The organism is Nocardia sp. NBC_00565, assembly GCF_036345915.1.
In the GTDB taxonomy this organism is placed as follows: Bacteria; Actinomycetota; Actinomycetes; order Mycobacteriales; family Mycobacteriaceae; genus Nocardia.
On sequence record NZ_CP107785.1, the window covers coordinates 9,247,983 to 9,271,216 of the forward strand.

The following is a 23,234-nucleotide window of genomic DNA, read 5'->3' on the forward strand; positions in this document are numbered from 1 at the left end:
ATTACGTATTGGACTGAGGCCGTTGGCCGTGGTCAGTCTGGAAACTGCTACGTGGTGGGCCGGGTGAATTCACCGTCTTGCATGCCTGCTGTGAAGGCATCCCACTCGCCGGGGGTGAACACCAATGCCGGGCCGTTGGGGTTCTTCGAGTCTCGGATGCCGACGTGCCCGGCTTGAAGCCAAGCTACCTCGACGCATTCGTTTCCCCCGCCGCCGCTGTGCGACGACTTGAACCACTGCTTGCCGGATAGGTCGATGGTCATTGTTCGTGTCTCCTTGCTATCTTTCTCATTCGATCCCTGGACTGTTGCTCGTCCAGCGCCGCGTGCCGGAGGGTTTCGTGGAGTGCGCGAAAGTGCTTCACATCGTCGCCGTCTTCGAAGAACATCGAAGTCACAACAGCTTCGGTGTAGACCACGGATGGCTCGTTGTCCGGGAAATTGAGGATGATATGGGGCGTTACCACACTCCCGGTTGGGATACCGGCCGTGAACGGCACGACACGCACCGACACGTTGTCGCGGGTACTCAGATCGGCTATGTGCCGCAGCTGAGCACCCATTATCTGGCCAGAGCCGACGAGGGAATACAGAACATTCTCGTGCAACAAGAATTCGGCACGAACCGCCAGGTGCGGACGAGTGAGTATCCTCGCCCGCTGTATTCGGAGATCCACCCGGTTGTTGATCTCGTCCATTGAGTCATCCGGCTGGTGAAGCCGTTCCACGGTCCGGGCATAGTCTTCTGTTTGCAGCAAACCAGGTACGATAATCGGTTGATAGAACCAGGATTCCGACGCGAATGACTCCAGCTCGAGGTACGTCTTGAACACTGGCAACATCAAATCTCGATAGTCCTGATACCACACCTTCGTATTGAATTGGCCCGCAAGAGCTTTCAAGTACTGGGTCCGAGCGTCGGGCAGGCAGTAGTACCGGCACAGGTAATCGACTTCCATATCCCTGACCTTCGTATACTGCCCCAGTTCGATCCGACTCAGCGTGGCGCGGCTGATCCCAGTCGCCGCCGCTACCTGGTCGAGCGTCAAACCTCGCGCCTGGCGCGCGTCTCGCAGCGCCCGCCCCAACTGACGACGCGGCAGTGTCGTGCCGCGGAGGTCTGCTTTGCTCGGCATAGTTGCCCCCTGCTTTCTCAACCAATGCACCTGTTGTTTCTCAGTCTGAGAATCAGCCTTGATGGCCCTCGAGAATCATGCTGGGCGTTTGCGCCTCTTCTCTGAACGTCTCACACAGAGTCTCCACGCACCGACCGACGCGCGCAACCATATCGGCACAGCCAAGCAACGCGGAAGCCAACAGCCCGAACGGGTTCGGGCAGGCGGCGTTGGACTGCGAGGTTATTCCCGACGAGCGAAGGCATCAGAACGATGACTAACAAGCAAGTGGCAGAACCAATTACAGGGCAATCCCAGAGGCCGAAGGCAATCGGATTCGTGCGTGGTGACGTGTCCGGACTGGCGGCACCCAGGCACGCGAGCGCCGTCACGAAGCATGCCCGGCTGCTGGGCTATGAGTACGTTTACACGGTGCGGCCTTCCCGGGGCACCCCCGATCCGATCGGTTACGCGCTCGGTATTGCGGCGGGGCCGGATGTGGTGGCGATCGTGGTCTTCGACTTGGCCCACGTCGACAACCAACCGGCGCGAGTCTGCGAGGACTTCGACCTCGAAACCGTTTGCCCCGCAACCACATGGCCACGCGCCACGCGCCCGGTCGCAGTCGAGGCGGGGGCGGCGTGATGCGCGAGGAGAGCACGATCGTGACGCCGCCCGGGGTGTGCGGGCACGCCGATATCGAGTTGGCGCATGAGCAGATGCGCAAGCACCGCGCCTGCCGCCTCGGGCGGTGCGTGTGGAAGGCGGCGGCTTATTACACGCTGGTGGATGCGGGTCGACTCGCGCCGCAGTCGCTGACTCCGCGTGAGCGGGCGGCTGCGCGGGGGATCGAGTTCCCGCCGTTGGGCGGCGAGCCGCTCGCACTCGGCGGGCCGACGCAGCGAACTCTGCGCGAGGTGCTGGACCGGCTCTCGGAGTTGGCGTTACCGGTTCCCGGTGCGAATGTCGGCGGCCACGGGTAGCGCCGGTGTCCGGGACGGGCGAGCGTCATACGGAGGTGGACGGCTGGCTGGCGACCTGGCGGCTCGAGCGCCACTGCATTCGAATAATGCTGGTACGCAATGCATCCGAACTGCTGATATCGGTCACCACCCCGGCCACCGCGCCGGACCTGGTGCAGATGCGCGAGCAGTTCCCGAAGCTGTCGCGATTGTGGGATGCGATACGACACGAGTATTGGCTGGAATCGCTTGCACCCCAAGAGCATTCACAGGGCGGAAAGGCAGTCTGGTGACATCGGATCCGGTCTCGCCCCGGGCGCGGCTGCTCACGAAGCGGGCCGCGCGAGCGGGCTACTGCTTGATGCGCGATCCCCGGTCACCGTATGCGTGGACCTTGCTGGACGCCGAGGACGGTACCTGCGTCCACTCGGCGGCGACGCTCGACCTGATCGAACAATGGCTCTCCGAGTAAGGAACCTGCTCGACAGCCTTGATCTGAAATCGGGTCCGCATGCCGCGCAGTCTGTTCGGCAGTACGCGGGGAGAATGCCTGGCAACTTATCTGCGGTTGACCGGCCTTGGTCTGCTGCACAGCGCGTTGTGATGTGTCACGGTTGCACACCAACAGTGATGCACGTTACTGTACCGACTCGTTGATGGGAACGAAGTAGTTCCTCATTGCCGGGAGGGTTTGGGCAAGCATGATCCGACGTCGACGTCCGATTAAGGCAGTCGCTGCCGCGATAGCCACGTTCACCGTGTTTGCCGGGGCCGTGGTCGCGGCGGCGCCGACGCAGGCGACGCAGGGGCTCGACGCCCAGTTCACCGCCACTCATGCAGGGCCGCAACAGTATCCGAATGTCTACATCGATTGGGACGTCCCGATCACGATGAGCGACGGCACGGTGCTGAAGGCGAATGTCTACCACCCGGCGGACGCGGCCGGACGCCCGATCGCCGAGCCGACGCCGACCATAGTGAACCTGACGCCCTACACCAAGCTGATGGCGAATATCGCCGACTCCGTACTGGCCATCCCGGGACTGGCGGATCCGCTGATGCAGGCGCTGCACGGCTTCGATCTCTCGGCCTACGGTCTGAGCGGAATCAGTGATGTGGCACAGGCATTGGCGGGCGGCACCGCGCGCACCTTCGCGGTGGATCGCAAGCTGGTGCAGAGCGGCTACACCCAGGTGGTCGTCGATGTTCGCGGCACGGGTTTCTCGCAGGGCACCTGGCAGGTGTTCGGCGAGCGCGAGCAGGAGGACGGCGTCGAGGTCGTCGACTGGGCGGCGGCGCAGCCCTGGTCCAACGGCAGGATCGGGATGAGCGGCATCTCCTACTCGGCGATCAACCAGTTGCATACCGCCGAGCGCAAACCAGCTGCGCTGCAGGCGATCTTCCCGATCGTGCCGGGCAGCGATCTGATCCGCGACGTGGCCGCGCCGGGTGGCGCGCTCGGCATCGGATTCATCCCCGAATGGCTGCTCGCGGTCGACGGCACGAAGTTGATTCCCGATGTGGTGTCGATGCTGGCCGGAAAATTCGACTGGACCTGGCTGGCCGATCGCGTCCGTGACCCGTTCACCTTCTTCAACATGATCATCATGGCGCTCGGCACACAGAGCGTGGATCAGATTCCGGCGGAGCTGAACTCGGTGCTCGACGACCAGAGTCCGTTGCGCACGGCGTGGATCGGACATCCCGAGCGCATCGATGTGCCGACCTTCGTCTACGGCGGCTGGCAGGATATCTTCGCCTACTCCTCGCCCCGGGTCTACAACGCGATCAAGGTCCCGGACAGCCAGAAGAAGCTGGTGATGGACAACAACTATCACGTCACCACCGGTTCGGGCATGGGTGACGACGGTGGGCCCGCCGCGCTGGACGTGCTGCAGCGCGCGTGGTTCGACAAGTGGCTCAAGGGCATCGACAACGGCATCGATGGCTACGACCAGGTGACCCTGTGGCAGCAGGGCGGCGGATGGACCCACAGCTCGGCGTTCCCGCGACCCGATTCGGATTACCACCGTATGTATTTGAACGCGGCGGCCTCGGGTACCGCACCGGGCAGCGCCTACGACGGCAGCCTCACCACGGAACCGGGCAACCCGGCACGGATTTCGATCGCACCCGGCTTGACCACACTCTGCTCGCGCGACGGTGCGCAGGGCACGGCGGGCATCCTGCCGCTACCCGATATCTGCACGAAGGATTCGCGGATCGCCGAGTCCAACGGGCTGACCTTCACCAGCGCACCGGTGAACGTCGCGACACCGATCTCCGGTCCGATCGCCATCCACCTGAACACGGTCCTGGACGCGACCGACGGCTACTGGACGGTGACGCTGAACGATGTTGCGCCGGACGGACGTTCGACCCAATGGACGCACGGCCAGCGCACAGCGTCGCTGCGCGCGGTGGACGAGAGCAAGGCCACCCGCTCGGCCAACGGCGACTACACCGATCCGTATCCGTATCTGACGCTGGACACCCGCGAGCCGATCGTGCCGGGCCAGCCGACGGTCATCGATATCGGGCTGGTCGCCACCGACGGTGTGCTGCAACCGGGACACCGGCTGCGCGTCGATGTCTACGCGGGGAACTTCCCGAGCAGTCTGCCGTTGCGGCCCTTGCTGAACGAGAGCGGGCTGCAGCCCCAGCACATCGAGCTGGATCCGAATCAGCCGAGCTGGGTGAATATTCCGGTAGACGGCGATCCGGGCTGGTGAGTCAGGAGCCGAGCAGTACGAGCGCGGCGCGAGTCAGGGTGGGAGCCAAGGCCGGTAGATCCTGCGGGCCCGATTCGATCAGGGTGGCCCGGACCCGATCGTCGATACCGCCGAGCAGCACGTCGAGCAGTCCGGGATCGGGTTCGGCGTGAACTTCGCCCGCGCGCATGCCGATTCGCGCGGCGGCGATCATCCGGTAGCCGAACATGCGATGGGTGCGGGCCCGGCGCGCGATGAGTCCCGGTCCGGCGGCGAGGGTTTCGATGTGCAGTGCGCGCGCCGCCGCAGGTTCGGCCGCCAGGAATTCCAGATAGGTCTCCAGCGTCGTGCGCACCAGTTCGACGAAGGTGTCCGCGCCCGACTCGGTGACCACGCGGTCGAGCTCACGGGTGATGACCTCCACCGCGAAATCGAATGCGGCGGTGAAGCATTCCTCTTTGCTCTCGAACAGCACGTAGAAGGTTCGCCGGGCGACCCTGGCCCGGCCGACGATATCGGTGATGGTGGTGGGGCCGTAGCCCAGCTCCGCGACCGCTTCCAGCGCGGCGATGTAGAGCCGCTCGCGCTGTGACGTCACGACCTCGTCCCGGCTCAATCGGTGCGGCCCTCGAGGAAGGCGGCCGGGAGAAGCGCTGGTCAAGACGGTCATAGTGTCGATGATTCTGCCACACGGGGCACTTTCGCCCGGAAATTCCGGTGAGACGCAGAAGGTGAACCGCTGCTACCACCCGCGGCTGCACGAAACCATGGTCGTCGCACCGTAACTCAGGCGCTGGGTTGCTCAGTGCAGCGCGCTGCCCTGCAGCCACTCGTCCCACGGCACGCCCCAGTCGCCGTTCTGCCAGACCTGGAGTGGCGCGCCGCCGGTGTTGCGGACTTCCACGACGTCGCCGGGGACCGCGAAATTGAAGAACCACTGGGCATTGGCCGGACTGAGATTGAGGCAGCCGTGCGAGGTATTCGTATTGCCCTGGGCCCAGACGCTGGAGGCCAGCTCGTGCAGGTAGATGCCATCGGTGCTGATCTTGGTCGCCCAGTTGATGGACTCCTTGTAGCCGAGCCGGGAGTTGACCGGCAGACCGAAGGTCGAGGAGTCCATGATCACCGGGTTGGCCTTGTCCATCACCGTGTAGATGCCGGGCTGGGTCCAGAAGGTGATCGTTTTACCCCCCACGACCTCGCTGCCGCCCATGCCCATCGAGGTGGGCATGGTGCGGATCAGGTTGCCGTTCTCGAAGACCTGCACCTGTTTGGTGTTGTCGTCGGAGATCGAGACGTGCGACGGGCCGATGGTGAAGGTGGTCTTGCTGTCCTCCTGGCCATAGAGGCCGCCGCCGAGGTCGGCGCCGTAGATATTGGCCGCGACGGTCACCTTGGTGCCCGGCGCGTAGTACTGCTGCGGCCGCCAGTGCGCGTTGCGCTTGTCGAGCCAGTACCACGAACCCTCGACCGGTGGGTTGGTCGTCACCGAAAGACGCTTCTCGGCGATCGCCTTATCCGGAACGTCCTCGTCGAAGTGCGCGACGACCACGGTGCCGACGCCGAAGGTGCCACCGTCGATCAGGGGGTTGCCCGCGGTGGTGGTCAGATACGCCTTGGTCTGGTTGTGCGGCGCCAGTGTGGTGAAGGTCGAGGTGATCGGGCCGACGCGGCCGGTGATCGTGAGGGCTTGCGCGGTGATCGTGTAGGTGTGTCCGTAGCCGAGCGAGTCGGTGGGCTTCCACGCCGTCTTGTCGGGGGTGTAGATGCCCTCGATCGACTTGCCCGTCTCGTTCGTCAGGCTCACCGCGGTCAGCACGCCGTCGCCTGCGGTCACATCAACAGGCGAGAGCGGATCGACATCGTCGCCGCCGGTCGTCGGTGTGATGGAGATCGCAGGGGGCAGTGGCCCGGCTGGGCTGGTGGCGGGTTCCGACTTGGACGAACACCCGGCCGCAACGAGCGCCGTAACCAACATAAAACCCGCAGCGGCTCTCAACCGGAAGCGGCGACTCGACATGATTCTCCTGCTGTTTCGCCGTGCGTTCCCTGCGGCGCATCTAACGACGTACTGGCCCGTGCCGTAGTTTACCGGCCATTTCGCGGGTATTTCGCCGCTGACCGTGTGACCTGCGCCGATCCCGCCCGCACTCAGTTGACGCAGGGCACAGTGCTGCCGATGGTGGTCGCGACCGGCTTGCCGGAGTCCGGCACTGGCTCGGCCGAGGTCGTCGTCGCGGTCGATGACGTGGTCGGGGTGAGTCCGGCGGGCATAGTGAAGTCGCTGCCGATGACCACGGTGATGTGACCGGGTTGAATATTCGGCGATGCCGTGGCGGTGAGGCCGAGGGTGTCGGCCAGCTGCGCGGCGTCGGCGTCCGCGCCGGAACCATAGGTGATCGCGGAGGTCGCGCCCTCGGTGTAGGTGCCGGTGCCCACGGTGCCCTTCGGATAGCCGCGCTTGGTGAGTGCGGTGGAGAGCTGGGCGGCCCGGCCGCCATAACCGCTCGCGTTCTGGACATCGACGATGCTGGTCGGGGTGTGGACCGGGGTGGTCGGCGGTGCCTCGACGCCGAATGCGGCGCGGACTTCCTTCTTGATGGCGGCCGGATCGACGATATTGACGTCCTGACCGTCGATAGTGTCGTAGCGCAGCACCGGCAGGGTCCGGAACTCGACCGAGATCGAGCCCGCCGAGCCGAGGTCGCGGGCGAAGTCGAGCAGATTCCAGCCGTCGGACAGCACGATATCGCGGTGCGCCACATCCATCAGGCCCGAGAGCGTGCCGATATTGGTCAGGGTGCCGGTGTCCTTCAACGATTTGGCGACCGAGGTGAGGAAGGCCTGCTGGCGGTGGGTTCGGTCGAGGTCGCCGTTCTCCAGGCCGTGGCGCTGGCGTACGAACGACAGCGCGTTGGCGGCATCGAGGTGCTGTGGACCCGCCGGGAAGACCGCGCCGGAGTAGAAGCTGTCGTTGACGGCGTGGTTGAGGCAGACATCGACGCCGCCCAGCTTGTCCGCCAGGTCATAGAAGCCGACGAGCGATATCTCGGCGAAGCGGTCGATGGGAACGCCGACCAGGTTGCGCACCGTCTGCACGATCGACGCGCGGCCGGCCTCGCGGCCCGCGCGTTCCAGGGCGACCTTGTCCTTTTGGCCCGCGTTCTCCAACTTGGTCTCGGTGGCGGCCTTCTTCAGGCCGTAGGCCTCCTTGATCTTGGCGTGGTCGTAGCCGGGGATGCCGGAGACCGCGACGTAGTCGTCGCGCGGAATGGAGAAGGCGACGATTTTGTGCATATCCGCCGGAATGTGCAGCAGGATGAGCGAGTTCGCGTTGTATCCGCCGTTGTCGCCGTCGCCCGCGTGCAACTGGTCCAGGATGTCCTTCGGCAGGTCCTTGCCGTCGAGATCCTTTCGGGTGTCCAGGCCGATCAGCAGGATATTCAGGTCGCCACCGAGGGAGTGTGGCGCGTCCTTGCCGATCGCATCGGTGTGGGTGAAGCCGTTGTCGAATTCGTTCTTGGCCGACCAGGCGAATCCGGTGCCGGATAGGACGGCGAGCGCGGATATCGAGGCGAGGACGCGGACCGCGATCTTCGCCGCTCGGCGGCCGCGATGGGGTGCCGGAGCCGCGCGCCGATGCTTGACAGGACGGGCCTGGGCCGTGATCTTGGGGAGTTCGACGGTGTCGTCATCCATGGCGACGGCCCTCGTCCCGGATCATTTTCGCCGCCTCAACATTCGTCTCGACTAGTTCGGTACCGCGCACGTCCGGGTCCTAACCGCTAACCGGCTGGTTGCCACGTCAGCTGATCCAGTGTTACCGGCTCGGCGTGGGTGAGGCAAGAATCGGACATTGTGACCTGCGCTGATTCACCTCTAGGGTCATGATCATGACTGCTCCCGTACTTCTCGTTCTCGGTGCCGGCCCCGGTGTCGGGCTATCGGTCGGCCGTCTTTTCGCGCATGATGGATACGTGGTTGTGCTGGCCTGCCGACTGCTCGAGGAGGCCGAGCCGTTGGCGGAGCAACTCAGGACGGAAGGCTTCGATGCCCATGGTGTCGATGTCGATTTGGCAGATCCCGCTGATGTCAATCGTATTGTGACCGAGGCGGGGGAGCGGCACGGTCGGATCGACGTGCTGCACTTCAATCCGAGCATCTTCCGGCAGTCGGATCCGTTGCGGTTGACCGTCGCGGAGTTGATCGAGGACTTCACCATCGGTGCCGCGGCCCTGCTGCCGGCGGTACAGGCCGCCCGGCCGTTCTTCGCCGCTGGCGCCCGTGTGCTCGTCACCGGAAGCGCTGCGGCCGACAAGCCGTGGAATCAGGCCGCGTCGCTCGGTGTCCAGAAGGCGGCGGTGCGCAATCTCGTCACCAGCCTGGACACCACCCTGGCGCCCGAGGGTTTTCGCGCGGTCGCGGTGCAGATCAACGGCGTCCTCGCCGAGGAGGGCGCGTTCACTCGGGGCCGTGTTGCGGAGGCTTTGCACGCCGCCGCCGTACGTCCCCTTGACGAATGGACACCACACGTGACCTATGACGGCTGATGCCGCGAAACGCGCCGATCGGCAACGACACGCCGGTTCCGAATTCCCTTCGAGCCGAACGGGTTGCGCACGGGTATCTCCGTGCGCACCGAAGGGGCGGCCGAGCGGGCCGTGGCGATGCAGGATTGCTGCGGTGGCTCGCGGTAGCGATGGCATTGGTTGCGGCACTGGCGATTTCGCTGTTGCCGAATTTCGCGACGTGCTCCGCGGCCCCCGTCGAGGTGTTGCAGACCCGGCTGGATGATCTGGTCCGATCGACCGCCGTTCCCGGTGCGCAGCTGGTGCTGACCGCCGATGGCAGTGATACCCAGATCGACAGCGGCGTCGGCGATCTCGGGACGGGTACTGCCTTTCCGGATAATGCGCAGGTCAGGATCGCCAGTAATACCAAGACATTCGTCGCGACGGTGGTGCTGCAGCTGGTGGGGGAGGGCCGAGTGCAGCTCGACGCCCCGATCGAGCGTTATCTGCCCGGCGTGGTGCGCGGTCCCGGTGGGGATGGGAATCTGATAACCGTCCGAAATCTGTTGCAGCACACCAGCGGTATTCCCAACTACCTCCCCCGGTTGGACATGGATTCCGTTGCGGCGTTGCGGCAGTACCAGACCGCGGATCAGCTGATCCGGCTCGGCTTGGATGCGCCCGCGGAGTTCGCGCCCGGTTCGCACTTCAAATACTCCAATACCAACTATCTGCTGGTCGGGAAGCTGATCGAGCAGGTGACCGGCAGGCCGGTGGGTGTCGAGGTGACCAAGCGCATCCTGGTGCCGCTGGATCTGCGCAACACGTACTGGCCCGCGTTCCCAGTGGAGAACGTCATTCGGGGCCCGCACCCGCGTGGATATCAGTACTTCGACGGAAACCGGGTCGATATCACCGATATCGACCCGGGCTGGGGCCTATCCGACGGCGCACTGGTCTCCACGGGCGCGGACCTGAACCACTTCTTCGCGGCCCTGCTGGCAGGAAGGCTGCTGCCCCCGGCGGAACTCGCCGAGATGCAAGGAACCATCCCGACCGACAACCCGGCCCTCGGCGACGGTGTCGGCCTCGGCCTGTTCCATCGCACCAACCCCTGCGGCATCGCTATCTGGAGCCACGGCGGTGTGATGGACGGCTTCTTCGTCTTCGGCGGCTACACCCCCGACCGCGCGATCACGGTCAGCCTCAACCAAGTTCCGCCGCTGTTCGGGTTGGTCCACAAGGCGCAAATGGACGACTTGGTGGACGCCGCGTTCTGTGGGTAGTGCCGATCAGGCCTGCAGGCCGACCTCGATCTCCAGGGTGAGGGTGATCTTGTCGCCGATGACCGCGCCGCCGTCGGGGAGCGGCATATCGATGGTGATACCGAAGTCGCGGCGATTGATGACGGTCTTGACCTCGAAACCGGCGACCGGGCCCTGGCCCATGCCGGGGTTGACGCCGAGGAACTCCACGTCGAGGGAGACCGGGCGGGTGGTGCCGCGGATGGTGAACTCACCGTCGACGACGAAATCCTGGCCGTTGACCCGGAATCCGGTCGACTTGAAGGTGGCGATCGGGAAGTCGGCCGCGTGGAAGAAGTCGGCGGTGCGCAGGTGCGCGTCGCGCTGCTCGTTGTCGGTGGTCACCGAGTCGACCAGGATCTCGGCTTCGGCCGAGGCGCTGCCGTCCTCGTTGATGACCAGCTTGCCGGAGAAGTCGGCGAAGCGGCCGCGAACCTTGCTGACCATCAGGTGACGCACGGTGAACCCGAGGTTGGAGTGGGCGGGATCGATGGCCCAGGTGCCGGCGGTCAGAGCCTTTGCGGTGGTGGTCGACATTGTCGGTCTCCTCAGATAGTTGATATTTCAATTACTTGGATGTGAGCGGGTATTCAGTTCTGGCACTACATGATCGGTGCGCCATTGCACCGAATGATCAGCCTCCGAGCGATTGCGCGAAAGGCGCGGGATCGTCGCGATCCGACGGATGGTCGCGCCGGCTTGTCTTATCAGCGACCAGCGACGCGTGCGTCGGAGCATCCGGGACATGGGCCGGTCGCAATGCGTCGAACTCCTTGCGCAGCACCGGAACTACCTCTGCGCCGAGCAGATCGAGTTGCTCCAGCACCGTCTGCAACGGTAGACCCGCGTGGTCCATCAGGAACAGCTGTCGCTGATAGTCGCCGAAGGTTTCGCGGAAGGTCATGGTCTTCTCGATGACCTCTTGCGGACTGCCGACGGTCAGCGGTGTCTGCTCGGTGAACTCCTCGAGTGACGGGCCGTGGCCGTAGACCGGTGCGTTGTCGAAGTAGGGGCGGAACTCACGCACCGCGTCCTGAGAGTTCTTGCGCATGAACACCTGTCCGCCCAGTCCGACGATCGCCTGGTCCGCGGTGCCGTGGCCGTAGTGTTCGAAGCGCCGCCGGTACAGCTCGATGAGCCGCTGGAAGTGCTGCTTGGGCCAGAAGATGTTGTTGGCGAAGAAGCCGTCGCCGTAATACGCGGCCTGCTCGGCGATTTCGGGGCTGCGGATCGATCCGTGCCATACGAACGGCGGTACGCCGTCGAGCGGACGCGGCGTTGCGGTGAACGACTGCAACGGAGTTCGGTACTGTCCCTCCCAGTCGAGGACATCCTCGCGCCAAAGCCGGTGCAGCAGATGGTAGTTCTCGATGGCCAACGGGATGCCGTCGCGAATGTCCTTGCCGAACCAGGGGTAGACCGGACCGGTATTGCCGCGGCCGAGCATCAGATCGACCCGGCCGTCGGCCAGGTGCTGCAACATCGCGAAGTCCTCGGCGATCTTCACCGGGTCGTTCGTGGTGATGAGCGTGGTCGCGGTGGACAGTTGCAGCCGCTCGGTCTGCGCGGCGATGAAGCCGAGCATCGTGGTCGGGGACGACGGCACGAACGGCGGATTGTGGTGCTCACCGGTGGCGAAGACATCGAGGCCGACTTCCTCGGCCTTGCGTGCGATCGTCACCATCGCCTTGATGCGCTCGTGCTCGGTCGGGGCACGACCGGTCGTCGGGTCGACCGTCACATCGCCGACGGTGAAGATTCCGAACTGCACGACGCCTCCTCTCGGGAAAGTCTGACACCTATTTGGTGGATATGGCAACCAACAGGGCCGTGTAGTCATCTATTCCCGAGGCCGCGCATATGACGGTGATCACTTGTGCGGCTGGTGTAGCCGCGACTCCAGGCCATCCAGCACGCACAGCAAACCGAAATCGAAGGCCAACGCGCGGGCGGTCTGCTGGTCGGCGGGGATGGTTTCGCGATAGTCCGCGAGCATTTCGGGGTAGTCGGCGCCCAATTCGTCCATGGCCTCGATCACGATCTCGGGGTCGATACCCTTCTCGCCGAATGCCTTCGTGGCCGTGATCTCCGGAATGACCTGGCCGAGTACGTAACTCGTCAGAGTGCTGCTGGCGAGGTAGACGTCGACGCCGGTGAACCCGGCTCCGATGAACGTGCGGCGCAGTTGGTCACTGAGCGCGAAGGCCTTCGGGCCGACGCTCGGCATGGTGCCGATCAAGCTGGTGACCCACGGGTGGTCGAGCATGGTGGCGCGGAAGTTGTAGGCGAAGGTGGTTGCCACCTCGCGCCACGAGGTCTGTTCCGGATCCGGGATTCCCATCAGCCCCCAGATCTCGTCGAGGGCGAGTTCCAGCAGTTCATCCTTGTTTCGGACGTGCCAGTAGAGACTGGTCGCGCCCGCGTCGAGTTTCGCGCCGAGCTTGCGCATGCTCAGCGCGCCCATGCCCTCGCTGTCCAGTAGCTCCAAGGCGGCGGCGACGATCTGGTCGCGGCGCAGTCCGGCCGCCTTGGGCTGGCGCGGCTCGCGGATCCACACCGAGGAGAACTGCTGCTGTGTCACGGGCTCAGCATAATTCTCTCGCACACTGTGCGATTCTATCGTACGGTGTTCTAGTGGAATCGAACGTTGTGCGAGACCCTCGCCGCTGGTGGATCCTGGGGGTCCTCTGTCTGTCCCTGCTGGTGCTGATGATCGACGGCACCGTGCTCAATATCGCTATCCCGTCGCTGATCCGCGAACTCGACGCGACGCCGTCGGACGTCCAGTGGATCCTCGACGCCTACGTGCTCGTCTTCGCTGGACTGTTGCTCACCGCGGGCAGCCTCTCCGACCGGTTCGGGCGGCGGCGCATGCTGATCCTTGGCCTCGCGCTGTTCGGCGCGGCCTCGCTGGCGGCCGTGCTGGCCACCGAACCGTGGCAGGTGGTCGCGGCCCGCGCGGCGATGGGTGTCGGCGGTTCGCTGCTGATGCCCTCGACCCTGTCCATCCTGATGACCACCTTCGCCGAGGACGAGCGGCGCAAGGCGATGGCGGGCTGGTCCACCGTGGCCATGGTCGGCATCGTCCTCGGACCGACGCTGGGTGGCTTTCTGCTGCAACACTTTTGGTGGGGCTCGGTGTTCCTGCTCAATATTCCGGTCGCGGTCCTCGCAATTGTCGCCGCACTGGTGTTGATGCCGGAATCCACCGGTGAGCAGCGGCCGGTCGACCTCGTCGGGGTGGTGCTGTCCATCGTCGCGCTCGGCTCGACGGTCTACGTGATCATCGAACGTGAGTGGAATATCCCGATGATCGGGCTCGCCGTTGTCGCGGCGCTGGCGTTCGTGGTCTGGGAGAGCCGGTCCGCGCATCCGATGCTGCCGCTGGCGGTATTCCGCAATCGCGACTTCACCGGAACCTGCTTGACGTTGTTGCTGATGGTGTTCGGCATGGGCGCGATCATGCTGATGCTCACCCAATACCTGCAGTTCGTGCTCGGCTACGGGCCGATGAAGGCGGGTCTGGCGCTGCTGCCGTACGCCGTGGCCGCCGCGGTGTGCAACGGTCTCGGCGCGACCCTGGGCAAGAAGTTGAGCAATAAGACGCTCATTGTCTCGGGTCTGCTCGTCATGGGCGTCTCCTTCGCCATCCTCGCGGTCGGCTCCGGCTACGGGGTGGTCCTGATCAGCATGCTGGTCATGGGAATCGGCGGTGGTCTCGCGGGTCCGGCTGCCTACGCCGCGATCATGAGCGCGATTCCGCTCGAGCACGCGGGCGTCGGCTCGGCCATGAACGACACCCTGCAGCAAGTCGGCATGGCGATCAGCATCGCGATCCTGGGCAGCGTCCTGGCCGGTGTCTTCACCTCGCACATGCCCGACGACGCGCCGACCGCCGCACGCGAATCCATCGGCGCTGCTTTCCAACTGGGTTACGCCGAACCGGCCAAGGAGGCGTTCACCGCCGCCATGTCCACCGGTGCCTGGATCAGTGCGGGATTCAGCATCGCCGCGGCGTTGCTGGGACTGGCGCTGCTGCGGACGCGCCCCGCGCCGCAGGTCGACACGCCGGAGGAGGTAACCGTGTCGTAGCTCGTTCTCGATTTCCGTCTCGAATCCACTCGCCTGAGGCCGTCGGCTCGGCTAGGCTCCCCTCGATCTCCTTGCCGCGCATATGAGTAGATTGCACAGGGAGCATCTCGAGCGCGGGGAGAGTCGAGCCTCGGCGCGGGTGGCGCGGAGGGCGAAAACCCTGATGACGGAATGGAATACCGAATGAAGCTTTGCGATAGCACTGCGGCGGCGATCCTTGTCATCGGTGCCGTGACCCTGGGCGCCGGAGTCTCGCATGCCGAGCCGGTCGACACACCCGCGCGGCAGGACATCACCTACTCGGTCAAGCTGGTCGACAAGACGGTCGTCGCCAGCTTGCGCGGCGGCACCTTCACCCTGTCCAAGGCGGTGGGCAGTGAGCTGACGGCAGGCGGCGACGGTCGACTGGTCGACAAGGACGGCACGCTGGTCGACAAAGACGGCAAGGCCGCCGATATCGCCGACGTGGTCGACGTGGTCGACCTCGCCGATAGCGACGGCCACGTCGTCGTGACGCTGCCGCTGCAGTTCCGGGTGGCCGATACCGAAATCCCGGTCACGCCGGTGCTGCAGAAGGACGGCACGGTGCTGGAACTGGCGCCGCAGAAGCCCGCGGGGCTCGACATCTCCCAACCGCTGGCCGTCAAGCCGGTGGCCTCGGTGGTCGAAAACCAGCGCGCCCGTGACGAATTCGCCACTCAGTTCGGTCTGGCCACGGCGGTCGGTACTTTCGTCGGCACCGCCATCGGCGCGGTTGTCGGCTGCGTCATCACCATTGTCGCCGGGTGCATCGGCGGGTTCACTGTCGGCGCGGCCATCGGCGGGATCATCGGCACGGTGATCGGCGGTAGTCCCATCCTGGTCACCTCCGGTGTGGATTACGTCAACACGATGTTCGCGCCGGACGGCACCACCCGGTTCGCGGACAAGCCGACGACGACCAAGCCCGCGCCGACTCCGACCCTGACGCCCGCGCCGAAGTAGTCACACCTTGTCGCTGGCCAGTTGGCAGGTCAGCGTCTGGCCCACGGCGTGCAGCGGTGCGGTCGAGCGGAGGGTGCGGCTGAGGATGAACGCGCCCTCGAGTGCACTCAACAGCGCGAGGGTGAATCGGTGTGCCTCGGCCGCATCCAGTCCGCGGCGGGTGAAGTAGTCGGTGCACTCGCGCACCCATGAGTCGATGACCTCGGCCGCGACCGCGCGCAGCGCGGGTTCGCTATCAGCGATCTCGCCCGCGATCGTGACGACCGGGCACATATTGATCCACCCGGCCTGCTCCATCTGCTCGGCCGCCGCGACGAACGCGGCAGGCACCGCCGCGCGCAGATCCTCGTGCGGATCCATCAGCAGCGGCAGCAACTGGATATACGCCGCGCCCGCGGCGCGCAGGGCCTCGGCCGCGATCTGCTGTTTGCCTTCCGGAAAGTGGTGATACAGCGAGCCCATCGGCGCGCGCGCCAGTTCGCTCACTTGCTTCACCGTCGTCGCGCCGTAACCCTGTCGGCGCATCAACTCGGCCATCGCGGTGCGAATCCGGTCCCTGGTTGACAGCTCTGCGTCCACAACGTAAGACTAGAGCACACGCTCTAGAGCGACTACTCTAGTGGAGGTTCGCTGATGCCAACTGTCGATATCGCCACCGGTCGAATCCATTACGTCGAACGCGGCGACGGGCCCGCGGTGGTGCTGCTGCATGGGCTGTTGATGAACCACACACAGTGGGATCAGGTGATCGACCTGCTGCCCAGTGGTTTTCGCTACGTCCTGCCGGACCTGCCACTCGGCGCGCATCCGATACCGATGCATCCCGACGCTGACCTCTCGCTGCGCGGACTGAACCAGATCATCGCGGATTTCCTTACCGCGCTCGACCTGCGCGAGGTCACCCTGGTGCACAGCGACTGGGGTGGCGGATTGTTCCTCACCGCATATGGCTTGGATGAACGTGTCGGCAGGATCATCGCGTTGCCGTGCGAAGCGTTCGGCAACTTTCCACCCGGGTTACCGGGGAAGATGGTTGCCGTCGCGGTGGCATTGCCGGGCGGGATCCCACTTGCCCTGCGGCAGTTGCGAATTCGCTGGTTGCGTAACTCGCCGCTGATGATGGGTTGGATGGCGCGGCGGCCGCTAGCGGATGAGGTTATGCACGGCTGGACCGAACCGGCGTTGCGCGACAAGGCGATTCGACGTGACCTGCTGAAGTACGCGAAGTCGGGGTTCCCGAAGTCCGAGCTGATCGCGAACACCGAAGCACTGCAACGCTTCTCCGGTGACGCGTTGATCCTGTGGTCGTCCGCGGGCAAGGTCATGCCGCGCGAACACGGACGTAGGCTCGCGGAACTGCTCCCCAAGGGCAAGCTGGTCGAGATCGACGACGCCTATGTGCTGTCCATGCTCGACCGTCCGGACGCGGTCGCCGCCGCGATGTCGTCATTCCTGACCGGCGCCGATTCCTCACCCGACCCGCGCCACCGCGTCGTCGAAAGCTGAATCGAATCCTGGCCTCCCAACGGGCTACCGGTCCCGCGAAGGGCGCGAGACCGACCGCCTGACCGGTGGCCGCCTGGCGTCATTCCTGATCCGCCGATTCCTCGGCTGGTCACGAAGTCGGTGAGGTCCGATAGCGCCACACGGTTCCGGTGCTGCACCGAGGCGAGTCAGATGGTGGCTGTTCGGCGGGGTGGTGACTGGTTCCTCGAAGGGGTGGGTGGGCGACTGACGGGTGGTGGGCGGGGTGTCGGTTGGGGAGTGCGCTTAGTCTGAATCGCATGTCCGTTTCGAATCTCGGCCCGTCTGCCGCGGGCGCAAGTGATGAGCGGCTGCGTGACTTGGTCGGTGGGCGGCGGGTGGCGGTTTTGACCGGGGCCGGGGTATCGACTGATAGTGGGATTCCGGATTATCGGGGGCCGGATTCGCCGCAGCGGACGCCGATGACTTACCAGCAGTTCGTGGGGGATGCGGGGTTCCGGCAGCGGTATTGGGCGCGTAACCATATCGGGTGGCGGGCCATGGACGGGTCTCGGCCGAATGCCGCGCATCGGGCGTTGGCGCGGCTGGAGCGGGCGGGTGTCGTCAGCGGGTTGATCACGCAGAACGTTGATTTGCTGCATACCAAGGCGGGTCATCGGCGAGTCATCGATCTGCATGGGACCTATGCGCGAGTGCGGTGTCTCGGCTGTGCAGCGCTCATCTCGCGGATGACCTTGGCCGAGCGGTTGGAGGCCGCGAATCCCGGGTTCGCGGCGTCGGCAACGGCGACCGGGGTGGAGGTGGCGCCGGATGCCGACGCGGTGGTCGCCGATACCGCGAGCTTCCGGATGGTGGACTGTGCGCGTTGCGGCGGCATGCTCAAACCGGACATCGTGTACTTCGGGGAGAACGTGCCCAAGGAGCGCGTCGCCGCATCGTTCGACGTGGTCGACGCGGCGGACGCGCTGTTGGTCGCGGGGTCGTCGCTGACAGTGATGTCCGGGCTGCGGTTCGTGCGGCACGCGGCGAAACAGGGCAAGCCGGTGGCTATCGTGAACCGCGGCCGCACCCGAGGCGACGAACTCGCCACGCTCACCGTCGACGCTGGATGCGCGGGCACGCTGACCACGCTGGCGGACGCCCTCGGCGCGATGCGCATTCCCGCCTGATCAGCTCACCCGAAGTGGCGGGTCCACTGCCGGGACGCCCGGGCGGCGGGTGCGTTAGCGTCGCTGGCATGCGGCTTCACGTGGGATGTGCGATGTGGACGCACGCGGCATGGCAGGAACAGCAACCGGCGCCGGGGGAGCGGCTGCGACATTACGCCTCGTGGTGCACTGCGGTAGAAGGCAATACGACGTTCTACGCGACACCGACGCGCGGCACTGTCGAATCGTGGGCGAAGCAGACCGGCACGGAATTCCGGTTCGTCATCAAGCTGCCCAAGCCGATCACGCATGAACGCAGGCTGCACGGCGCCGAGGCCGAGCTGCGGACCTTCCTGGACGCGATGGAGCCGCTCGGCCCGCGAATCCATGCGCTGTGGGTGCAATTGCCCGGCTCGTTCGGCCCGACCGACCTCGGGACGCTCGCCGGATTCCTGCGCGCGCTGCCCGAGTCGTACCGATCCGCCGTCGAGGTCCGGCATCCCGCATTCTTCGAGAATGAAAGCGCCGCACGGCAATTGGAGCATGTGCTCGCCCGCGTCGGCGCCGAATGGGTGCCCTTCGACACCACCACGCTCTTCGACGGACCGGCCGAGAGCGCCGCCGAGGCCGAGGCGCGCGCGAAGAAGCCGCGAGTGCCGCGCCGGACCGGAGCCCTGACCGAGTTCCCGATCGTGCGCTATCACGGCCGCGACTCGACCGAGCGCACCGTCGCGGGCTGGCAGCCCTGGCTCGGCATCGTCACCGAGTGGCTGCGCGAAGGCCGCTCGCCGACGGTGTTCCTCCACACCCCGGACAACGCCGCCGCCCTGCATCTTGCCCGTCGCTTCCACGATGAGGTCAGGGCGCGGCTGCCGGAACTCGAGCCGCTACCCGAGCCGATTCCGACGGAGCCGATGACTTTATTCTGAATATCTCAGATAGGTAACAACGCCTAGCTTCCACTCGGTTACCCTGGAGGGTGTTGCCCCACTCGTACCGAGGAAGGAAACCGATGAAGCAGGCCACCGAGTACGCCACTGACATCGTTACCCTGCGCGGTGGGGCGGGCAAGCTGGCCGCCTGGGAATCCACTCCGCCGGACGGTGTCGACACCCGCGACACAGTGCTCTTGGTCCCCGGCTTCACCGGCTCCAAAGAGGACTTCGAGGCCATGCTGCCGATTCTGGCGGCGGCTGGATTCCGTTGCGTCGCTTACGATCAGCGCGGTCAATGGCAGTCCGACGGTCCCGATGATGTGTCGGGATACACGATGGACAGCTTCGCCGAGGACCTGATCGCCGTCGTCGACCAGATCTCACACGGCACGCCAATTCACTTGCTGGGCCACTCATTCGGCGGCTACGTCGCGCGCGCCGCCGTGGCCGCCCAGCCCGATCGTTTCCGGAGTCTCACCCTACTAGCCTCCGGTCCCTCCTCGACGTCCGATATCAATTTCGCCCCACCGCAATTGGTCGCCCAACTCATCGAAAGCGGTGGCCAGCAAGCACTCTGGGAGCAGATGAGCCAGAGCATGGCGGCCTTGGTGCCACCGGCCGAACTCGAATTCCTGCGGAACCGGATCTTCGCCACCAGGAAGGCGAATATGGTCGGCATCATGCGCGTCATGGAAGGCTGGACCGACTACACCGCCGCGCTGCGCGCCACCGGCCTCCCGATCCTGATCGCCTACGGTAGCTCCGGCGATCTCTGGCCCCCGAGCGTGCACGAACGCTACGCCGAGGAACTCGGCGCTCGCACAGCGGTTTACGACGGTGTCGGCCATCTCCCGAACGAGGAACGCCCGGCCCGAGTGTGCGCGGATCTGGTCGCTTTCTGGACCGATTCCCACTGATTCTCAGCCGCCTGCGCGGCCCGCGCCGGCCAGGATCGGATCGGCTGGTTGCTCGGCGGTGCTGTCACCATCGGCGGCACCGGAGTGTCGGCCAGCGCAGTTGTTGCGCGGTCGGCAGGGTTGGTTCTGGCGATGTGGTCAGTAGGAAGCTCACGTCGTCGGCGGTTCGGTGATGTCGGCGATAGTGCGCGCCGGGCGAGTGTCAGCCAGCTCTGGTCTTCGCCCCGGAGAACGGGGTGCCTTCGTCTGTGGCGCTCGGGATGGCGAATTCGACAGCTCGCTAGCTTGATTGGGTTGTCGCACACCTAGTGGGCTTCGCGCACTGGGTACAGCCTGTGTCCTGGGACGTGCCTGTCTCAGAAGGCGCCTGCTAGCGTGCAGGCATGCAAGATAGCGTGACGGTTCGAATGGCGGCGCCTGCGGATGAGATCTGGGGGCTGATCAGCGATATCACGAATACCGGGAAGTTCTCGCCGGAGACCTTCGACACCGAATGGCTCGGCGGGGCAACGGCTCCCGCTGTCGGGGTCAAGTTCCGCGGGCACGTCAACCGCAATGGCTGGGGGCTGAAGTATTGGACGGTCTGCCGGATCGTCGCCTGTGAAGCGGGCCGCGAGTTCGCGTTCACCGTGCTCGGACCCGGCGGGGTGGATGTGAACACCTGGCGCTACCGGCTCGAACCGGTCGAGGGTGGCACCGACGTCACCGAATCGTTCCACCTGAACCCCAAACTCCTGCCGCTGCGGCTGTACTGGCTGGTCGCCGGCCGAGCCCGCGGCAAGACGAACCGCAACGGCATGCGCGAAACCCTCGACCGCATCAAGGCCCACGTCGAGCAGTAGCCCACATACAGCCGCACCCTCTCTCTCGACCTTCGCATGCCTTTGGCTCATACAAGGGGCGCGAAGCCCGACACTGAGTGCGAACCTTGCTCGGTGCTGCCCTGGTCGGCCGCCGCCCGTGTCCGCCCTCCAGCTGACGGCTGAGGCATCCCGAAGCGAACAGGCCCGTCTCTATCGAGGGTGGTGGGTCCGCCGGAACCGACAGACCACCCCCATTGGCGTGCGGCGTTCCGCAGCGGCAAGGGTTGGGTTCGGGGCCAGCGGCGGCGGGGCTGGGTGCGGGGGAGTCAGTGGCCGCGGGCGATCCAATCGGCCAGGGATGGCTTTTCGGTGCCGATGGTGGTGCCGTCGCCGTGGCCGGTGTGGACTGTTGTTTCCTCGGGGAGGGTCAGTAGGCGGTTTCGGATGGAATCGATGATGGTGTCGAAGTCGGAGTAGGAGCGGCCGGTGGCGCCGGGGCCGCCGGAGAACAGGGTGTCGCCGGTGAACAGGGCCTTGGCTTCGGGTAGGTGCAGGGAGACCGAGCCAGGGGAGTGGCCCGGGGTGTGCAGGATATCGATGTCGGTGCCCGCCACCGTGATTCGTTCGGCATCGGCCAGGGACGTGTAGTCGACGTTCGGGTGGGTCATGCGCCAGAGGGGGTCGTCGCCGGGGTGCAGCAGGATGGGGGCGTCGAGTCGCTCGGCGAGTTCGGGTGCGACGGTGACGTGGTCGTTGTGACCGTGGGTGCAGACGACCGCGAGCACATTGCGGCCGCCGACCGCATCGATGATGGCGTCGGCGTCATGTGCCGCGTCGACGACGACCACATCGGTGTCGTCGCCGATCAGCCAGACGTTGTTGTCGACGTCCCAGGTGCCGCCGTCGAGGGAGAAGGTGCCGGAGGTGACGACTCGATCGATGCGCAGGCTCACCAGACCACCACCGAGCGCAGCACTTCGCCCGCATGCATCGCGCTGAAGGCCTTTTCGACCTGATCCAGGGCGATGCGTTCGGTTACGAAGCGTTCCAACGGAAGTCGGCCCTGCAGGTACAGGTCGATCAGCATCGGGAAGTCGCGCTCGGGCAGACTGTCGCCGTACCAGGAGGATTTCAGTGCGCCGCCGCGGGAGAACAGGTCGATCAGCGGCATGTCGATGGTCATATCCGGCGTCGGGACGCCCACCAGCACCACCGTGCCGGCGAGGTCGCGGCCGTAGAAGGCCTGCTTCCAGGTTTCCGGGCGGCCGACCGCGTCGATGACGACGTCGGCGCCGAAACCTTCGGTGAATTCCTGGATCTGCTCGACGACATCGGTGCTGGTCGCGTCGATGGTGTGGGTCGCGCCGAATTCCGTTGCCCAGCTGAGCTTCTGGGGATCGCGGTCGATGGCGATGATGGTCCGTGCACCGGCCAGCCGCGCACCCGCGATGGCGGCATCGCCCACACCGCCGCAGCCGATCACCGCGACGGTGTCGCCGCGCGAGATATTGCCGGTGTTCATCGCCGCGCCGATGCCCGCCATCACACCGCAGCCGAGCAGTCCGGCGACGGCCGGATCGGCGTTCGGATCGACCTTGGTGCACTGTCCTTCGTGCACCAGCGTTTTGTCCACGAACGCCCCGATGCCGAGTGCCGGACTGAGTTCGGTGCCGTCGGTGAGGGTCATCTTCTTGCTCGCATTGTGGCTGGCGAAGCAGTACCACGGGCGGCCGCGCTTACACGCGCGACATTCACCGCAGACCGCGCGCCAGTTCAGGATAACGAAATCGCCTGCGACGACATGGGTTACGGCATCGCCCACGGTCTCCACGATGCCCGCGGCCTCGTGTCCGAGCAGGAACGGGAACTCATCGTTGATGCCGCCCTCGCGATAGTGCAGATCGGTGTGGCACACCCCGCAGGACTGGATGCGCACGACAACATCGTGCGGCCCGGGGTCCGGGATGACGATATCGACGATCTCGACCGGTGCGCCCTTGCTACGGGCGATGACGCCACGCACGGTTTCGGACACGAATCCTCCTTGGAGATGGTGCTCGGGGTGAGCCGCTCGATGCGGTGCCGGGTGAACAGGCGGGGGTTATCGATGGCGAACACCGGTGCGCGCTCGTAACCGACGGTGAACGACTCGATGGACGGGTCGTCGTCGAGGAAGCGCACCGCGTCGGTCGCTCGGCTGTGGCCTGCGAAATGCGGCATTCGTCGCCATCGGTCAATTGAACCGCGCGGACCCGCTCCGCGCCTACG

25 protein-coding genes are annotated in these 23,234 nt (G+C 65.4%); 14 read left to right on the top strand and 11 right to left on the bottom strand.

The features are described from left to right. Positions 1–47 precede the first annotated feature (47 nt). Entirely contained in the window at positions 48–263 is a 216-nt protein-coding gene (locus OG874_RS42410; RefSeq protein WP_330252642.1) for a DUF397 domain-containing protein, read from the bottom strand. After that, positions 260–1,135: a helix-turn-helix domain-containing protein gene (locus tag OG874_RS42415; protein ID WP_330252643.1), complete on the bottom strand. Its 876-nt coding sequence runs from the start codon at positions 1,133–1,135 to the stop codon at positions 260–262. Before OG874_RS42415 ends, OG874_RS42410 begins: the two co-directional genes overlap by 4 nt. Positions 1,136–1,453: 318 nt before the next feature. Between OG874_RS42415 and OG874_RS42420 the strand changes: the two genes are divergently transcribed. The 5 genes from OG874_RS42420 to OG874_RS42440 all read left to right on the top strand — a co-directional run bounded on the left by OG874_RS42420 (position 1,454) and on the right by OG874_RS42440 (position 4,808). Then, the gene (locus OG874_RS42420; protein ID WP_330252644.1) at positions 1,454–1,759 is read left to right on the top strand and encodes a hypothetical protein; all 306 of its coding nucleotides are present in this window, start codon (positions 1,454–1,456) and stop codon (positions 1,757–1,759) included. Next, positions 1,759–2,097, top strand: a complete 339-nt coding sequence (locus tag OG874_RS42425; protein ID WP_330252645.1) for a hypothetical protein — start codon at positions 1,759–1,761, stop codon at positions 2,095–2,097. The genes OG874_RS42420 and OG874_RS42425 overlap by 1 nt, the downstream gene beginning before the upstream one ends. 86 nt (positions 2,098–2,183) lie before the next feature. After that, positions 2,184–2,369, top strand: coding sequence for a hypothetical protein (locus OG874_RS42430; protein ID WP_330252646.1), 186 nt, complete (start codon positions 2,184–2,186; stop codon positions 2,367–2,369). Then, positions 2,366–2,548, top strand: a complete 183-nt coding sequence (locus OG874_RS42435) for a hypothetical protein (RefSeq protein ID WP_330252647.1) — start codon at positions 2,366–2,368, stop codon at positions 2,546–2,548. The genes OG874_RS42430 and OG874_RS42435 overlap by 4 nt, the downstream gene beginning before the upstream one ends. 229 nt (positions 2,549–2,777) lie before the next feature. After that, positions 2,778–4,808 carry a CocE/NonD family hydrolase gene (locus OG874_RS42440; protein WP_442943227.1) on the top strand — a complete coding sequence of 677 codons (2,031 nt, stop codon included), beginning with the start codon at positions 2,778–2,780 and terminating at the stop codon, positions 4,806–4,808. A 1-nt stretch (position 4,809) separates the two neighbouring features. Here the strand turns inward: OG874_RS42440 and OG874_RS42445 are convergent, their stop codons facing one another. The 3 genes from OG874_RS42445 to OG874_RS42455 all read right to left on the bottom strand — a co-directional run bounded on the left by OG874_RS42445 (position 4,810) and on the right by OG874_RS42455 (position 8,486). Then, positions 4,810–5,385, bottom strand: a complete 576-nt coding sequence (locus tag OG874_RS42445; protein ID WP_330252649.1) for a TetR/AcrR family transcriptional regulator — start codon at positions 5,383–5,385, stop codon at positions 4,810–4,812. A 204-nt stretch (positions 5,386–5,589) separates the two neighbouring features. Beyond that, positions 5,590–6,807, bottom strand: a complete 1,218-nt coding sequence (locus OG874_RS42450) for a L,D-transpeptidase (protein WP_330252650.1) — start codon at positions 6,805–6,807, stop codon at positions 5,590–5,592. A gap of 131 nt (positions 6,808–6,938) precedes the next feature. Then, positions 6,939–8,486, bottom strand: coding sequence for an LCP family protein (locus OG874_RS42455; protein WP_330252651.1), 1,548 nt, complete (start codon positions 8,484–8,486; stop codon positions 6,939–6,941). 194 nt (positions 8,487–8,680) lie between these two features. Here OG874_RS42455 and OG874_RS42460 point away from each other — a divergent pair, with 194 nt between their 5' ends. Continuing rightward, positions 8,681–9,337: an SDR family NAD(P)-dependent oxidoreductase gene (locus tag OG874_RS42460; RefSeq protein WP_330252652.1), complete on the top strand. Its 657-nt coding sequence runs from the start codon at positions 8,681–8,683 to the stop codon at positions 9,335–9,337. A gap of 149 nt (positions 9,338–9,486) precedes the next feature. Then, complete coding sequence (locus OG874_RS42465) at positions 9,487–10,584, top strand: serine hydrolase domain-containing protein (RefSeq protein WP_330252653.1); 1,098 nt, start codon at positions 9,487–9,489, stop codon at positions 10,582–10,584. A 6-nt stretch (positions 10,585–10,590) separates the two neighbouring features. Here OG874_RS42465 and OG874_RS42470 read toward each other — a convergent pair whose 3' ends face one another. From OG874_RS42470 to OG874_RS42480, 3 genes are all read right to left on the bottom strand, one after another. Further along, a complete protein-coding gene (locus OG874_RS42470; RefSeq protein ID WP_330252654.1) occupies positions 10,591–11,139 on the bottom strand; it encodes a YceI family protein in 549 nt (182 codons plus the stop codon). A gap of 97 nt (positions 11,140–11,236) precedes the next feature. Beyond that, positions 11,237–12,373 (bottom strand): LLM class flavin-dependent oxidoreductase, encoded by a 1,137-nt coding sequence (locus tag OG874_RS42475; protein WP_330252655.1) that lies wholly within the window; start codon positions 12,371–12,373, stop codon positions 11,237–11,239. Between the two features lie 99 nt (positions 12,374–12,472). Then, positions 12,473–13,183: a TetR/AcrR family transcriptional regulator C-terminal domain-containing protein gene (locus OG874_RS42480; RefSeq protein WP_330252656.1), complete on the bottom strand. Its 711-nt coding sequence runs from the start codon at positions 13,181–13,183 to the stop codon at positions 12,473–12,475. 53 nt (positions 13,184–13,236) lie between these two features. Between OG874_RS42480 and OG874_RS42485 the strand changes: the two genes are divergently transcribed. Together OG874_RS42485 and OG874_RS42490 are read left to right on the top strand one after the other, a co-directional pair. Next, the gene (locus OG874_RS42485) at positions 13,237–14,694 is read left to right on the top strand and encodes an MFS transporter (protein ID WP_330252657.1); all 1,458 of its coding nucleotides are present in this window, start codon (positions 13,237–13,239) and stop codon (positions 14,692–14,694) included. A gap of 183 nt (positions 14,695–14,877) precedes the next feature. Beyond that, on the top strand, positions 14,878–15,678 hold the full coding sequence (locus OG874_RS42490; protein WP_330252658.1) for a hypothetical protein: 801 nt from the start codon (positions 14,878–14,880) through the stop codon (positions 15,676–15,678). Here OG874_RS42490 and OG874_RS42495 read toward each other — a convergent pair whose 3' ends face one another. Further along, on the bottom strand, positions 15,679–16,257 hold the full coding sequence (locus OG874_RS42495) for a TetR/AcrR family transcriptional regulator (protein ID WP_330252659.1): 579 nt from the start codon (positions 16,255–16,257) through the stop codon (positions 15,679–15,681). A 54-nt stretch (positions 16,258–16,311) separates the two neighbouring features. On the opposite strand from OG874_RS42495, the gene OG874_RS42500 reads away from it, so the two are divergent. The 5 genes from OG874_RS42500 to OG874_RS42520 all read left to right on the top strand — a co-directional run bounded on the left by OG874_RS42500 (position 16,312) and on the right by OG874_RS42520 (position 21,005). After that, the gene (locus tag OG874_RS42500; RefSeq protein WP_330252660.1) at positions 16,312–17,184 is read left to right on the top strand and encodes an alpha/beta fold hydrolase; all 873 of its coding nucleotides are present in this window, start codon (positions 16,312–16,314) and stop codon (positions 17,182–17,184) included. A gap of 278 nt (positions 17,185–17,462) precedes the next feature. Further along, a complete protein-coding gene (locus tag OG874_RS42505; protein ID WP_330252661.1) occupies positions 17,463–18,332 on the top strand; it encodes an NAD-dependent protein deacetylase in 870 nt (289 codons plus the stop codon). A gap of 68 nt (positions 18,333–18,400) precedes the next feature. After that, a complete protein-coding gene (locus OG874_RS42510) occupies positions 18,401–19,240 on the top strand; it encodes a DUF72 domain-containing protein (RefSeq protein WP_330252662.1) in 840 nt (279 codons plus the stop codon). An 83-nt stretch (positions 19,241–19,323) separates the two neighbouring features. Further along, positions 19,324–20,163, top strand: coding sequence for an alpha/beta fold hydrolase (locus OG874_RS42515; protein ID WP_330252663.1), 840 nt, complete (start codon positions 19,324–19,326; stop codon positions 20,161–20,163). Between the two features lie 383 nt (positions 20,164–20,546). Next, entirely contained in the window at positions 20,547–21,005 is a 459-nt protein-coding gene (locus OG874_RS42520) for an SRPBCC family protein (RefSeq protein ID WP_330252664.1), read from the top strand. 287 nt (positions 21,006–21,292) lie between these two features. On the opposite strand, the gene OG874_RS42525 is transcribed toward OG874_RS42520, so the two are convergent. Together OG874_RS42525 and OG874_RS42530 are read right to left on the bottom strand one after the other, a co-directional pair. Beyond that, positions 21,293–21,922 carry an MBL fold metallo-hydrolase gene (locus OG874_RS42525; RefSeq protein ID WP_442943481.1) on the bottom strand — a complete coding sequence of 210 codons (630 nt, stop codon included), beginning with the start codon at positions 21,920–21,922 and terminating at the stop codon, positions 21,293–21,295. Further along, entirely contained in the window at positions 21,916–23,001 is a 1,086-nt protein-coding gene (locus OG874_RS42530; protein WP_330252666.1) for an S-(hydroxymethyl)mycothiol dehydrogenase, read from the bottom strand. Before OG874_RS42530 ends, OG874_RS42525 begins: the two co-directional genes overlap by 7 nt. Positions 23,002–23,234 lie beyond the last annotated feature (233 nt).